Annotated in this window: 18 protein-coding genes; 8 read left to right on the plus strand and 10 right to left on the minus strand. The window is 34.6% G+C overall.

Annotation, left to right across the window (positions count from 1 at the left end; translation table 11 throughout):
• Positions 1-57: 57 nt before the first annotated feature.
• Positions 58-972, minus strand: a complete 915-nt coding sequence (locus DET63_RS04165; protein ID WP_113935948.1) for a tetratricopeptide repeat protein — start codon at positions 970-972, stop codon at positions 58-60.
• 369 nt (positions 973-1,341) lie between these two features.
• Between DET63_RS04165 and DET63_RS04170 the strand changes: the two genes are divergently transcribed.
• Together DET63_RS04170 and DET63_RS04175 are read left to right on the plus strand one after the other, a co-directional pair.
• Complete coding sequence (locus tag DET63_RS04170; protein WP_113935949.1) at positions 1,342-1,722, plus strand: hypothetical protein; 381 nt, start codon at positions 1,342-1,344, stop codon at positions 1,720-1,722.
• A gap of 75 nt (positions 1,723-1,797) precedes the next feature.
• Positions 1,798-2,025 (plus strand): DUF3923 family protein, encoded by a 228-nt coding sequence (locus DET63_RS04175; protein WP_016091820.1) that lies wholly within the window; start codon positions 1,798-1,800, stop codon positions 2,023-2,025.
• 145 nt (positions 2,026-2,170) lie between these two features.
• Here DET63_RS04175 and DET63_RS04180 read toward each other — a convergent pair whose 3' ends face one another.
• The 4 genes from DET63_RS04180 to DET63_RS04195 form a co-directional block, all read right to left on the minus strand.
• Positions 2,171-2,722: a DUF2179 domain-containing protein gene (locus DET63_RS04180; RefSeq protein WP_002014015.1), complete on the minus strand. Its 552-nt coding sequence runs from the start codon at positions 2,720-2,722 to the stop codon at positions 2,171-2,173.
• Positions 2,723-2,942: 220 nt separating this feature from the next.
• Complete coding sequence (locus DET63_RS04185) at positions 2,943-3,356, minus strand: ATP synthase subunit I (RefSeq protein WP_002084378.1); 414 nt, start codon at positions 3,354-3,356, stop codon at positions 2,943-2,945.
• Positions 3,357-3,409: 53 nt separating this feature from the next.
• Positions 3,410-4,738 carry a hemolysin family protein gene (locus DET63_RS04190; RefSeq protein ID WP_016091821.1) on the minus strand — a complete coding sequence of 443 codons (1,329 nt, stop codon included), beginning with the start codon at positions 4,736-4,738 and terminating at the stop codon, positions 3,410-3,412.
• Positions 4,739-4,857: 119 nt separating this feature from the next.
• Entirely contained in the window at positions 4,858-5,265 is a 408-nt protein-coding gene (locus DET63_RS04195) for a MerR family transcriptional regulator (protein ID WP_081338161.1), read from the minus strand.
• A 277-nt stretch (positions 5,266-5,542) separates the two neighbouring features.
• Between DET63_RS04195 and rfbF the strand changes: the two genes are divergently transcribed.
• The 4 genes from rfbF to DET63_RS04215 are packed head-to-tail and all read left to right on the plus strand — an operon-like array spanning position 5,543 to position 9,523.
• Positions 5,543-6,310, plus strand: coding sequence for a glucose-1-phosphate cytidylyltransferase (gene rfbF / locus DET63_RS04200; RefSeq protein ID WP_113935950.1), 768 nt, complete (start codon positions 5,543-5,545; stop codon positions 6,308-6,310).
• A 1-nt stretch (position 6,311) separates the two neighbouring features.
• Complete coding sequence (gene rfbG, locus DET63_RS04205; protein WP_113935951.1) at positions 6,312-7,367, plus strand: CDP-glucose 4,6-dehydratase; 1,056 nt, start codon at positions 6,312-6,314, stop codon at positions 7,365-7,367.
• A gap of 12 nt (positions 7,368-7,379) precedes the next feature.
• Entirely contained in the window at positions 7,380-8,603 is a 1,224-nt protein-coding gene (locus tag DET63_RS04210) for a class I SAM-dependent methyltransferase (protein WP_113935952.1), read from the plus strand.
• Entirely contained in the window at positions 8,600-9,523 is a 924-nt protein-coding gene (locus DET63_RS04215; RefSeq protein ID WP_113935953.1) for an NAD-dependent epimerase/dehydratase family protein, read from the plus strand. The genes DET63_RS04210 and DET63_RS04215 overlap by 4 nt, the downstream gene beginning before the upstream one ends.
• Here the strand turns inward: DET63_RS04215 and DET63_RS04220 are convergent.
• Entirely contained in the window at positions 9,492-10,277 is a 786-nt protein-coding gene (locus DET63_RS04220) for a glycosyltransferase family 2 protein (RefSeq protein ID WP_113935954.1), read from the minus strand. The two genes, DET63_RS04215 and DET63_RS04220, sit on opposite strands and share 32 nt — an antisense overlap.
• A gap of 344 nt (positions 10,278-10,621) precedes the next feature.
• Here DET63_RS04220 and DET63_RS04225 point away from each other — a divergent pair, with 344 nt between their 5' ends.
• Positions 10,622-11,509 (plus strand): DMT family transporter, encoded by an 888-nt coding sequence (locus tag DET63_RS04225; protein WP_113935955.1) that lies wholly within the window; start codon positions 10,622-10,624, stop codon positions 11,507-11,509.
• A gap of 20 nt (positions 11,510-11,529) precedes the next feature.
• Here DET63_RS04225 and DET63_RS04230 read toward each other — a convergent pair whose 3' ends face one another.
• Both DET63_RS04230 and DET63_RS04235 read right to left on the minus strand, forming a co-directional pair.
• A complete protein-coding gene (locus DET63_RS04230; RefSeq protein WP_113935956.1) occupies positions 11,530-12,066 on the minus strand; it encodes a hypothetical protein in 537 nt (178 codons plus the stop codon).
• A gap of 20 nt (positions 12,067-12,086) precedes the next feature.
• A complete protein-coding gene (locus DET63_RS04235; protein WP_113935957.1) occupies positions 12,087-12,941 on the minus strand; it encodes a pentapeptide repeat-containing protein in 855 nt (284 codons plus the stop codon).
• 195 nt (positions 12,942-13,136) lie between these two features.
• Between DET63_RS04235 and DET63_RS04240 the strand changes: the two genes are divergently transcribed.
• Positions 13,137-13,310: a DUF1272 domain-containing protein gene (locus DET63_RS04240; protein WP_001162783.1), complete on the plus strand. Its 174-nt coding sequence runs from the start codon at positions 13,137-13,139 to the stop codon at positions 13,308-13,310.
• A 96-nt stretch (positions 13,311-13,406) separates the two neighbouring features.
• On the opposite strand, the gene DET63_RS04245 is transcribed toward DET63_RS04240, so the two are convergent.
• Both DET63_RS04245 and DET63_RS04250 read right to left on the minus strand, forming a co-directional pair.
• Positions 13,407-13,856 (minus strand): heme-degrading domain-containing protein, encoded by a 450-nt coding sequence (locus DET63_RS04245; protein ID WP_113935958.1) that lies wholly within the window; start codon positions 13,854-13,856, stop codon positions 13,407-13,409.
• A 348-nt stretch (positions 13,857-14,204) separates the two neighbouring features.
• Positions 14,205-14,771 (minus strand): SGNH/GDSL hydrolase family protein, encoded by a 567-nt coding sequence (locus tag DET63_RS04250; protein WP_113935959.1) that lies wholly within the window; start codon positions 14,769-14,771, stop codon positions 14,205-14,207.
• Between the last annotated feature and the right edge of the window lie 8 nt (positions 14,772-14,779).

Here is a 14,779-nt window from a genome sequence, read left to right on the forward strand (position 1 = left end):
TAGACAAGCAGCCTATAATAAAAAAATTCGACCATCATGTTTGACAGTCGAATCTTTTTATTTTTCATATTCAAAATGATTATGTCTTTTACAACCAAATAAATAGCAAGCCCCTATATAGTCCGTTTCAAATTCTAACCCTGGAACATATCCAGATTTGATATGTTCTATCATTTTTTTATAACAATTATTCTCTTCTATATATTCCTCAATTAACTCTTTCTTATCGTTTTCTGTCCAATTTTCTTCTACTTCTTCATTCTGAACATCTTCTATTTCTACTGTCTTCGCTTCGATAGATTCCCGTATAACTTCATTTATACAGGAGAAATTATTAGCTTTATATAGAGCATAAACAAATCTACCAATCCAATTGGGACTTTTCCAGTATTCTTTGTATCCCTTTTCGAACCATTCAATTGCTTCTTTATAGCAATTCAACTCAACATATAAATCTGCTACATTAATTTCTCCTACAAAATCATCAGATTTCCTGTTAAAAGCATCCAACTTCTCTTTCGCTTCTGTTTTTCGCCCTAAATCAATTAAACATTTTACATAGTTATACATTATAATGTCTGAATCCCCTGCAACTCGCAAGAAAAATTCCGAAGCTTTTTCCAACTCTCCAAGATTATAATGAGCTACAGCTACATTGTGATATGCTTCATCGGATGGTTGAATCGAAATAGATTTTTGTAATGCATCTTTCGCTTCTTCCCACTTTTCTTGTTTCATGTAAATTTCCCCTAAGATGTTATAAGGAAAGTATGAGGAAGGATTCAACTTAACAGCTTCTTTTATTAATTCAAGAGCTTTACCATCATTCTCTTCCTCATAAAAGTACATCCAAGCAAGATTATTGAGAGATTGTACACCTCTAGATTCATGTACTGCTTGTTGAAACAGTTCCATCGCTTCCTCATATTCATTTTGTTCAAACATTTCAATTGCCTTCTCGTTAATGTTCAAGTAACTACCTCCGAAGTGAATGGATTCATCTATTCCCTATCATCATTTTAATATGTAAAAATTGTAATTTCTATAAAAATAAGATTGCTTCGTATTAAGCTCTTTCTCCTGTCTACATTTCATCATATATTTGGATATCCAATTCGTAATGATTTTATCAACACCGCTTTCTAAAGAAAATAAATACCTACTGTAAAAATACTGATTCACCACAATAAGTAAACTTTTCAATCTCCCTTAAATTGGATATATAACCTATTTTAATTTACATATTATGGTACAATAAAAGAGTGCTAGCTAAACATTTACGTTCCACACTAGCAGTCTAGCAATACCAAAATCAAAAATCACTTGAAATCGGGGGAGCTTATGAAAAAGAAATTAAGTGTTCTTCTATTCATTGGAATCATATTATCTGGATGTTCCACTATAGCAGAAAATTATTTAGAAACTGGAAACGGCAGTATTGAATTATTAACACCAACGATTACAACAAAAGATAATGAATTAGAAATTAAGACCGAGGGCATTGATGAAAATAAAGTGACTTTTATTTATGTTGCCAATAAAAAAGTATTGGAACAAAAAATAAATAATGGTGAATCCTACAAACTTAACATTAAAGATATCGAACACGCTCATAGGACGGACTACAAGCCAAGAGTTCAACTTTTGCAAACGAAAGATGATAAAGAAGATGGAGACATGGCAACCTTTAAACAAGTTAGATATACAGTTGAAAAAAAGTAGTTTTATAGTTATTTCATTTAAATATAACAACCGAAAATATACTTTTAACAGAGGGTAAATATAAGAGGTGCTAATATGAAAAGACGATGGATTTTTTGGTGGATTGGTAACATATTTTGGATTACCATTTTTGGGATATTGGCAGCTATCATTTGGCTAAGAGAGGTTGATGGTGCTGGTGTTACTCAAACACCTGAGCTGAAATTAGTGGCATTTATCGTTTTATTAATTGTTTTTATATTACCGATAATTATTCAATCTATATGGCTAATTGTTAATTTGAGAAAGAGCAATAAAAAATAATCATACATAATTTTTTTTAGAATTATACGAGAAACCATAAAAAAGAGAGGAATTTTTTTAAAAATAGATTCCTCTCTTTTACATTTTCGTATTCATATAGGATTATGGTTATAAACTTATTTTTAAGCCATACTACTCCTTTTTCTTACGATGCATGTTCATCTTTCTTCTTCTTCAACAACGCTCTCTTCTTCATCGCCTTCGTTAAGTATCCACCTTTAAACGAACGGATTTCATAAGAAGACATAAACGCTTTTGGTGCAATTTCATTAATAATTTCTAACAGTTCTTTTTCTCTAGAACGCTTTGCAACGATATCTAAGCGATAACGTATAGAATTTATTCCTTCACCTTCAAATACTGTAACGCCAAATCCAAAATGGCGTAATTCATTTACTAATTCATTACAACGGTCTAGTAAACTAACTTGATACGTAATATATCCAATTGCTAATTTATTTTCTATATAACCGCCTAATAATAGTCCCGCACTAAAGCCGATGACATAGGCAACAATGTTCATCCAATTTGATAAATCTTGAAACACAATACCTAAACTGACAATATAAATTGCTCCTTCTAACAATCCTACACCTGCAGCGGATCTTGTTTGATTCTTTACAAGCAAAATCGTACGGATTGTTAAAGTTGGAACGTAAATAATTTGAAGCACAAAAATAAGTAAAGCTTGTAACATTGGTATCCACCTCTTTCGCAAATTCTTTTGTCATGATAACATACATAAGCTTTAGAAATCGATGGGTTTTTTAATTTTTTTTAATTTTTTTTCATACTATTGAAATGCCCCAAAAATAAGCGTATTATGTTTGGCATAAATTCGATAAGTACCAGTAAATCATTCGTATTATATCATTTATTTTTAAACGCAAAAAAGGAACCCCATTAGGTCCCTTTCATCAGAGTTCTATGTTTTTCGAAGCATTTTCCTTTTGCTTCTCTTCTTCTTTTACTAGCTGCATATTTGCATAGGCTAAATTCGCAATCATTAAAAAGTGGCCACCCAATATTCCAGTACCAAATGCCCACATTTCCATTTCATGCTCAATTTCAAACATAATGATAGCCCCTAATATTGCGGCTGCAAATCGGTTTAGAACTCCTAATCCAGGAGCCTTTTCTTTCATCACGATACTTCTTCCTAATTTCTCCACTCTGCGAGCTAATAGCCAAAGACAATATGCGCTAACTGCTAAACCGATACCGAACCCTGTCACTTGTTTCCCAAAAGGAGTAACCGCCCACATTAGTAGTAAACCACTAAAGATCGTATACAATTGTAATCGATATACACGTAAGGCTACTTGAATCAAAATATCCGCTCCTAATTTCACATTTTATTATGTGTCAGAAGAAAAGCAGCAACTTACACAGTTGCTGCTTTCTCTTGTTCTTGTTCATGATCCATTTTTTGAATTTCAACACGTTTAATTTGATAAGCATCTTTTTCTAACACTTTAAATTCATAGCCTTCTGCTTCAACGTATTGTCCTTCTTCGATTTCATGATTTTGCATCATAATCCATCCACCGATTGTATCCACATCGTCTTCTTCAATGTGTAATCCAAACAAATCTTTTACTTCTGATATAAGCACTTTTCCATCAACAATTTTATGATATTCGTTCACATGTTGAATTGGTGGTGCTTCATCTTCATCATATTCATCACGAATTTCGCCGACGATTTCCTCCAATATATCTTCAAGCGTTACAATTCCAGCTGTTCCTCCGTACTCATCATATAAAACAGCCATTGGAATTCGCTTCTTCTGCATTTGCAGTAATAAATCATGAATTGGAGTCGTTTCCATAACTTCAATAATCGGACGCATATACGTGCGAATCGATGATAAATCTTCTTGATCGTTGTTCATATATCGAATAAAGAAATCTTTTACGTTGACCATACCGATAATATCATCTTTATCTTCTCCAAAAATCGGATAACGTGTGTATCGTTCATTTTGGATTACTTTCATGTGTTCTTCTACTGAATCTTCAAGATAGAAACCAACGATTTCTGTACGAGGTACCATTATCTCTTTCGCGATGCGATTATCAAATTCAAAGATATTATTTACATACTTGTATTCAGCTTGATTAATTTCGCCACTTTCATAGCTATCTGAAAGAATAAGACGTAATTCTTCTTCTGTATGAGCTACTTCATGTTCAGAAGCTGGTTTCAAACCGAATAAACCAGTTATAACACGAGCTGAACCGTTCAATACCCAAATAAATGGATACATGATTTTATAGAACATCATTAACGGAGTTGCCAATAACAACGTTACTTTTTCAGCCTTTTGAATTGCCAGCGTTTTCGGAGCTAATTCCCCTACTACAACGTGTAAATATGTCATTAGCATAAAAGCAAGACCAAAAGTTAATACTGATGAGATGGAAGGATTTATGTTCCATTTCTCAAATAACGGGTGTAATAACTTTTCGATTGTCGGTTCACCTAACCAACCTAATCCCATCGCTGTAACTGTAATACCTAATTGACAAGCAGATAAATATTCATCTAAATTTGTTGTTACCTTTTTCGCTGCTAACGCACCGCGTTTCCCTTCCGCAACAAGCTGATCAATACGACTTGAACGTACTTTTACAATCGCAAACTCTGCTGCTACGAAAAATCCAGTAAATGCGATTAAAATCGCAACCATGACTAAATTAAATATTTCCAATGAATCCCCTTAGTTAAAAAACTAAGGTGTCCACCTCCTGTATACTATAATGTTTTCTTATTTGTTCGTTAGAAAACATAGCCCGATACAAAAATTAAAGAGGTCGGATTTCACTTATCCTATAATAATAGAGCAAGCGTTTGTATTAAAGCTGTCGTTTGACCAGATAAAGATTTCGATATTTTTTCACGTTGTGAATCAGTCAATTCATCTAAAAGCGGCTTTAACTCCGTTAACTCTGCTTCTAATCGATGAATATGGTCTGTCACTTCATTCACTTGTTTCGAAACGTGTTCATTGATACCGAGCAGCTTTTTCTTCTCCTCGATTCTCTCTTTAATCTCACAAAGCGGCATATGCATTTCTTTGCACTTCTCAATAAATTGTAATGTCTCAAATGCTGTTTCGTCGTAATAGCGATAATTAGATTGAGATCGCTCCGCTTTTAAGATTCCTAGATTCGTATAATAATCAATCGTTCGTTTCGACACGTGAGCCATGAGAGCCAACTGTCCGATTCGATACACCTTCCCAACGATCTTTCCCCCCTTGTTTATATTACTACCATCATACAATACATAAACTGTACAGTCAAACGTGACGGTTTATCATTCATAATTTATACAAAATTTATCGTCTCATCTTATACAATCTAATCCATTAATTTAATTGTATAATAAAATACTTAAATTCAAAAAACCAAAACGAACGAAATATAACTATGAAATTTCCCGTTCCTTTCTAATTTAAGTACATATCATAATAACATCGATATCAAATTCTTTTTATAATTAGGAGGAAAAAATGAAAGCTGTTATTCTTGCAGGTGGATACGGAACAAGGATTGGGGAAGAAACTCATTTAAAACCAAAACCTATGATTGAAATTGGAACAAAGCCTATTCTATGGCACATTATGAGTTTGTATAGTCATTACGGCATTACTGAGTTTATTATTTGCTTAGGCTATAAAGGATATGCAATTAAAGAATTCTTTCTAAATTACAACTTACACATGTCCGATTTCACGATACATTTAAGCGACAATACAATTACTAACCATTCTCATCGTATAGAACCATGGACAATTACACTGATTGATACCGGTCTAAATACCGAAACAGGTGGACGAGTTAAGAAAATACAAAATTTCGTCGGGGACGAACCTTTCTACCTCACTTATGGCGATGGATTAAGTAATATAAATATAAAAGAACTCATGGCATTTCATAAAAAACACAGCAAAATAGCTACTGTTACTGCCGTACAACCTCCAGGCAGATTTGGTTCTCTCGTATTAGATAAACAGTCTGTAACATCCTTTCAAGAGAAACCACTCGGGGATGGCGGATGGGTTAACGGTGGATTTTTCGTTTTAAATCCTGATATTTTCAATTACATTAGTGGAGATAAGTCTGTTTTTGAAACAGACACTTTAGTTCAGTTAGTAAACAAAAACGAATTGGCCGCATATCAACATACTGGTTTTTGGCATCCAATGGATACATTGCGCGATAAAAATAAATTAGTCGAGCTATGGGAAAGTAATAACGCTCCGTGGAAGGTTTGGTAATATGGCTTCATCATCTTTTTGGAATAAGAAAAAAGTATTTATTACAGGACATACTGGCTTTAAAGGCTCATGGCTTACCCTTTTTTTAACTTCATTAGGTGCAGAAGTAGTTGGCTATTCTTCTCACCCCCCATCCACCCCTAACCTTTTTGAACAATGTAACGTATCAAAAGAGTGCATAACAATTAAAGGCGATATTACAGATTACGATTCTTTATTCCATGCCCTGAAACAACATAACCCTGACATACTATTTCATTTAGCAGCTCAGCCAATCGTCACCGCTTCATACAAAAATCCTATCGAAACATTTAAAACGAATGTTTTAGGTACTGTTCACGTATTAGAAGCGGCAAAACATATAGAAAGTATACGTGGCATTATTAATGTTACAAGTGATAAATGCTATGAAAATGATGGGAGCGGTAACCGGGCATTCGTGGAAACTGACCGACTAGGAGGTTTTGACCCTTATAGTGCTAGTAAAGCTTGCGCTGAACTAGTTGCAACATCATATCAAAAATCATTCTTCCACACTAACACTCTGAAACTTGCCTCAGTAAGAGCAGGTAACGTCATCGGCGGTGGTGATTGGGCAGAAGACCGATTATTCCCGGATATAATCCGTGCATATTTACAAGATAATACATTAAATATTAGAAACAAAAACGCTATTCGCCCATGGCAACACGTATTAGATCCTTTACATGGCTATATTCTTTTAGCTGAGAAGCTTTGGAAAAACCCCGAATATGCAGCAGCGTGGAATTTCGGTCCGATGAATGAACTTAACAGAACAGTTCATGATGTCATTCAATCTATAATAAAATTATGGAATCAACCACTAACAATACTTTTCCCTCATACAAATACTCTTTATGAATCACCTATTTTAACACTTGATAGTACAAAAGCAATAAATAAACTCGGTTGGACTCCTAAATTATCAACAGATCATTCTATCGCTTGGACTGTTGATTGGTACAAAAAATATGCATCTGGTGAAAATATGGAATCTTTCACGCGACAACAAATCGATGCATTCAAAAATTTATAAGGGGGCTATAAAATGGAACAGAAAAAATGCCGTTTTTGCCATTCATTACTCACAAATACTTTTTTAGATTTAGGCGTTTCTCCTCTCGCTAACTCATTTGTAGCTCCAGAACACTCATATAAAATGGAGCCATTTTATCCGCTGCACACGTTTGTTTGTAACTCTTGTTTACTTGTACAATTAGATGAATTTGAATCTCCGTACAATATTTTTCATGACTATTTATACTTTAGCTCTTATTCCTCCAGTTGGCTACTACACGCTAAGCAATATGTAGAAATGGCGATTAAGCGTTTCAACTTAACAAACCATTCGAAAGTGATTGAAATCGCAAGTAACGACGGGTACTTATTACAATACTTTCAAAAAGAAAATATCAAAACGTTAGGAATTGAACCAGCAAAAAATGTAGCAGAAATCGCTATCCAAAAAGGAATTCCTACTGAAGTGGATTTTTTCAGCAATAACTTAGCAAAAAAGTTACCACAAGCTGATTTAATCGTCGCAAATAACGTATTAGCACATGTTCCAAACTTGCATGATTTTGTTGCCGGTTTAAAAACATTATTAAAACACGATGGCACGATAACAATTGAATTCCCGCACTTATTAAACCTCATATCCTTTAAACAGTTTGACACGATCTATCATGAGCATTTCTCCTACTTCTCACTTATAAGTCTTCAAAAAGTTTTAGCTCATCATCATTTACAAATTGTCGATGTAGAAGAACTTGCAACGCACGGTGGTTCATTGCGTATTTTTGTAAACCATCACAGTGACTCATCCACTATCCATTCCAGTGTTACAAATATAATCCAAAAAGAAGTAGATCATGGGCTAGATACATTAGATTGCTATCTCCTTTTTTCTGAACGCATAGAACAATTGAAAATAAGTATTTTAAAGTTTTTTATCGAAGCAAAAGCTTTAAACAAACAAATTATCGGTTACGGCGCTCCTGCTAAAGGAAACACCCTTTTAAATTATTGCGGGATAGGAAAAGAGTTTCTAAATTATACAGTAGATAAAAACCCTCACAAACAAAATCTCCTTCTACCAGGAACCCGCATCCCAATACAATCTCCTGAAGAAATAAAACGTACAAAACCTGATTATATTCTCATACTTCCTTGGAATTTGAAAGACGAAATTATGAAAGAATGCTCTTTCATTCGTGAATGGGGCGGCAAATTTTTAGTAACGATTCCAGAAGTTGAGGTGATTGAGCCATGAAAAAAATCCTTGTAACAGGCGGTAGTGGATGGATTGGTAAATATGTTGTAAATTCTCTTATACAAAAGGGCTATGAAGTGCACGCCACCTACAATACAAATAAGCCTTCTCACCTTTCTTGCCATTGGCATAAAGTAAACTTACTTTGCGATGAAGAAGTAAAAAAACTCATTTACGACATGAAGCCTAGTCATCTCATTCATTTAGCTTGGGAAGCAGTGCCACCAGCGTGTTATGTATCTATTAATAATTACTATTGGCTTACATCCAGTATCTCATTAATTCAACACTTCACAACATGCGGCGGAAAGCGAGTCATCGTTGCCGGTACTGGCGCAGAATATGAATGGTTTAACGGCGTATTATTTGAAGATTCACCGCTTATTTCCTATAAAACCCCGTATTCATTATGTAAAAACGCACTACATTACTGGCTACAATCATACGCTGGGCAAACCGGCCTCAGCATGTGTTGGAGCCGCATTTTTCATATGTATGGCCCTCACGAACAAGGGAATCGACTCGTTTCTAACATTATCACGTCCTTATTAAAAAATGAGGAAGCACTATGTACACATGGAAAACAATTAAGAGATTTCCTCCATGTGAGTGACGTCGCTGATGCTCTCGTAACAGTATTAGAACGCAATGTTACAGGCACAATCAATATCGCTTCTGGTCAATCTGTACAAATTAAAGAATTAGCTTCTATCATTGCTAAAAAGATAGGAAAAGAAAATTTAATTAAACTAGGTGCGATTCCTTTCTCTAAAGATGAACCTTTATTCGTCGGTGTTAATGTAGAACGTTTAAAAACTGAAGTAAACTGGAAACCGACGTACAATCTAAATACTGGAATCGAAGAAACAATTTTATGGTGGGAATCATTTATAAAAAAGCATAACGATACGCAGTACTAAAACGTAAATCCTTCGTCCCTCTCGCTAATTCCTTATACCATTCTTCTAATCTTTCAGGTGTAATAATGTGATGTGTCCCCATTCCTGCATGCTTACTACCTTCAGAAAGAGTCGGACCAATTTGTAATTTCCTCTTCCTCATCGCATCGTTCCACGGACTAAATCCAAACCATGCAATACAAGCAAGAGGTGGGTAATTCATAAATTCATGTGCAGTTAAATGCCTTCCAACAGTGTAGCTTCCATGTTCATTATTATGAATGAATCTACCTCTTCTCCATAATCTCCAATCTTCCGGTAAGTAACCGTGAAATCGTTGTTTCATTAAAGGTATTCCAAAGTTAAGTTCCGGATAATTATAGTTAAGATCATCGACCATAATAAGCCCTTCCAGCCAATACATCCTCTCTCCCAATTCATTTAGTGATTTCCAAAACTGATTTTTATCTTGCACACAAAGAAACTCAGTCGTATTTAAAATCATTTTCCAACCTTCTACTTCTTGTTCCACCCTCATCACTTCATGGTCTGTCGCTAATGCATCAAACTCTGGATTTGTAGAATCTCGCACTTCCCAATGCGGTGCGAATTTTTTGCAAATTTCGACTGAACGATCTGTAGAACCTTTATTAATTAAAATACCATGATCAAACAGTTTCGTATGATGCATAAGCCACCACGGTAATAAATACTCTTCATTGTAAAAATGAGAAATAACGGTTGTAGTTATAATAATCTCCTCCTCTTTCTCTATTAATCTACTTTTTCATCCTACTCTTAATATACTTATCAGTTATGTAATTGGTTTCTTTTATTTTTAAAATATGTTTTTCTACCATATACTATGCTTTCTTCGACAACCACCATTTTCTAAAGAATCAACTCCGTACAATTAACATCCCAATAAACTGAAAATTAAGTTATAATATCATTATAAAATTATGGAGGAGGAATGCGCTCATGTACTACAACACTTCATTCGAAAACGATCAACCTGTAGTCCGTCTATAATCTAAGACGGGCATTCATATAACAAGTGCACTATGCCTCGTCTTAGGGAATAAATCATAACCCTAAAAATAGACGGAGGTAATTCAAATGAAACAAACAATTTTAGGAGCTATATGTTTATCTCTAGCAGCAAGTATTTGGGGCGGTATGTACGTCGTTAGTAAATACGTACTCGACTTTATCCCGCCACTTACACTCGTTTGGCTACGTTTTATTATCGCTTTTGTTGTTTTATATGTGATTTTGAAAATAACTGAAAAAAAGCAAAAGAAAAAAGTACCCATCCACAAAAAAGATTGGCTATTATTTACTTGGATTGGATTCATCGGGTATTTCATTTCAATCACATGTCAATTTATCGGAACGAAATTATCCGATGCTCATACAGGCTCCTTAGTGACATCAGCTACACCTGCATTTATGGTTATATTTGCAGCGTTCATTTTAAAAGAGAAACTAACTACTCGTAGACTTTTATCAACTATAATAGCGACAATCGGTGTCATTATCGTTATCGGATGGGATATTGAAATCGGCTCCTATTTTATCGGTACAATCATTTTAGTTGGAGCTGCTATTACGTGGGCTTTACTATCCATTTATGTAAAAATCGCTTCCGCTCGATTTTCATCTTTAATTATTACAACGTACGCAATATTCTTTTCACTCTTTTTCATTACACCTTTTATGGTATGGGAACTCCAATCAAGTCCTATTGAACATATAAACATGTACGTATTATTAGGCGTACTCTATTTAGGAATTGTCTCAACCGCAGGTGCATTTTTTCTTTGGAATAAAGGGTTAGAATTAATGGATGCTAGCATTGGCTCATTATTTTTCTTCTTTCAACCTATCGTCGGTTCAATACTTGGCTGGCTCCTATTAAATGAGACGTTAAGTAGTAACTTTTTCATTGGTGGTATCCTTATTATATGTAGCGTTATAATTACTACTTTTGAAAAGAGAACGTAGTATAAAAAACAGGCAGAGACTTAGTCTCTGCCTGTTCGCATAATTGGGTCTTGGTCGTGAAAACCAATGCAAATTGGTATATTACTTTGCAAACCACTACGTGCATTGATAAAACTACACACTGTTCTTGCGATTAAATATAAAGTAATACCTACAGCCTTTTTATTTGAATCAAAGCCATTTTCACCATAAATATCAGCTAACTCTCCTAAAGATGGTCCTTCTATTTCATCCGTCCAATCACTGGCCCAATCATCATCCTCTACTTCAAGAAACATGTAATCGTCACAAACATATAACTGACTATCCCACTCATTATCAAGGTCATATTCAAAATAAATTGCCTTCGCTTCTTCACTTTCAGCGACTTTTAATGCTTCTTTCAAACCTATCCTCATACTTTCCTTGTATGAATCTAATGGAATCAATTTAACGCGCTCCGCATCCTCACTTGACGCTAGTGTGCTACAAATATCATAATACTTCGATTCTATTTGAGATACTGATAACGAAAATACGTCTTCCTGCATTTCCTCTAAATACTGAAACATATCCAAACTATTTCACTCCATACTCTTTACGCAGGCCAATGTGCTGGACGAGACAACACTTTCGGTAATTTCGTATGTTTGTCCCCTTTCGCCGCATTAATTTGGACTTGCGTAAGAAAAATACTATTCGTAAAATCTGCCCCTCTAATATCTGCATCACGCAAATCTGCTCCAATGAGATCCGCTCCGCGTAAGTCTGTACCATTAAGGTTAGCCGCAATTAAATACGCCCCTCTTAAATTGGCTCCTTGTAAATCTCTCTTTTTTAGATTCGCTCCCATTAGGTCAGCCCCTCGGTGACTGATCCTTTTCTTACTTTTAGAATTCATTTCCTTCCAGACTAGTTCACTCGTTTCCAGAAGGAGAACATTCACTTCCGCTCGGTGTAATGGCACATTTACTTCCATTAACTCATCTGGACTTAAATTAGAAAGACGCTCTGTCTCTTCAATTGCTTCCTTCAGCTCTTTATGAATTGTCTGCGTCGACTTTAATAGAATAGCCTCATTCAAATACCACAGCATTTCATGAAGCTGATGCATAACCGGAAAAGCATCATACATTTCTCTCGCATGCTCGGCATCTTTCCGCCAATCAATTCCTTTAAACGTAACTTGAGAAATCTTTTGCCCAGCACCGAAACATTCAAATACTGTACAACCTTTATACCCTTTTTCTCTAAGATCTCTATGTATACTACATTTATAATCTGATTGTAAATTTGTACAAGGTTTACCACCATCTTTATTCACCGCAAAATCTACTGATGCTGCAAACGGTAATGCTACACAACATAAACCAAAACATTTTTCACAATCCGCTTTTAAACTATTGTGATTTGCATCCTCTTCTACATGAAAATAATCGTTATTATTAGTCAAAATATATACCCCCTGCTACCTTTCAACTATTCCATAATAATCCAACTATAGTAAATTATCAAATTTAAAATAAACGGTTATATTTCATTTCAAACAACAACATAATCCATCTATTTCTTTTCATTTAAAAAGGACACCCACTACAACATTAATTATAATTAAATTAAGAACTTTCGAATAACAAGGAGGATTACGATGGCATTAGAAATGAAAACAAACTGTCAAATTTGCGACCATTCCCTTCAGCCTGATTCTGAAGCATACATATGCGTGTATGAATGTACATTTTGTGCACCATGTACAGAGGAAAGACAAAACGTTTGCCCAAATTGTGGCGGCGAGTTAGTACGTAGACCGAAAAAGAAATAATAAAAAGGCAAAAACGAACAGGAATATGTTCATTTTTGCCTTTTTATTTAACCATTAAAATTACTTCTATTATTGATTTAAATGATTTTTAACTGCTCATATAACCAACTCATGATCTACTTCTGGTGGTAATCCTGAGACGGTTATCATTCCAATAACCCCTACGTTTTTTATTTGGATAGGAAAACATCCACCAAACGCAGCATATTCCGAGCCATCTAAACGGTATTTTTCATGATATGGAATTCCGCTTATTTCACTTTCTATCTGCATATAATACGAACTATGATTATGCAGGGAAACGACCCGTTTTTTACGCTCAATCCATTTCGTATTTTCCTCAGTTGTCCCTGTCATCTTGAAATGAAATAATTGCACACCATTTTTGGTTATATCAACAGCAATCAACTTTCCCTCTCGCTTTGCTGTTTCAACGATATATAAGCCTAATTGCAAGGCATCTTCATTTGTAAAAGAGGAAAATTGAAGTGTTTCCTCCTCTATTAATATTTGTTTACTTATTTCACTCAAATTTGAAGTACTCATATCTTTAACCTCCCTAATTGTCTTATACCACATTGGCATTTTTTAGAATTACCAGACTCTATAGTACCGTAACGCTTGTTTTCTTCTTACTGGTGCTATTATGAATTATATTTAACACATTAAAAATGTATGTACTTTAAAGTGCTATAGATACTAAACATTTAGTACAAGAATTGTCTACTTCCTTGATTAATTAAAATATAGTAAGGTGTTTGCATTTTTACAGTGCTACAATGTCCTTGCGAAAAGATACTATATTTTACTCGTGTGAATACCGAAAAAGCCAAATTAATACACGCGAATTCATTACAAGAAATACAAAAAAGCAAAGCGCCCACGCTTTGCTTCCTACAAAATCCCTTTTAACTTTTCACAAATTAACTTCGCTAAATATTCATAACCTTGTGGTCCGAAGTGTAAACCGTCTTTTTCATCATCTTCTACAAATCTCTTATAATCCTTTTCTTGAATCATTTCAGCGTACAAATTGAGAAAATGACTTCCTGTTTCTTTCGCCACTTCCTCAACCACATTTACATATTGACCGAGTACTTCATTCGTTCTATTATGTTGCCTTGCTTCATCAACTGGTGCAGGACTAATAAGTAATACTTTTTCTGATGAAATCGCACTTACAATTTTCTCTAAATTTTCTTTGTAAGATTGTAATGGCACTGGATCAAATAACACCGAATCATTCGTACCAAAAAAAGCTGTTACAAAGTCTGGTTTATATGATACTACATCGTCTTCAATCCTATTTAACGCATCGAACGTATTATCACCTGGAACACCCGCATTAACCACTTTCCAATTTGGAAACATCTCTTGCAAAGGTGGTGTTAACCTCGGCATTCCATCAAAAAATGTTTCATCAGCTGTAATACTATCGCCAAAGCATACTAACGTTTTCATAAATCTAA

Source organism: Bacillus sp. DB-2, from assembly GCF_003315125.1.
Taxonomy (GTDB): Bacteria; Bacillota; Bacilli; order Bacillales; family Bacillaceae_G; genus Bacillus_A; species Bacillus_A mycoides.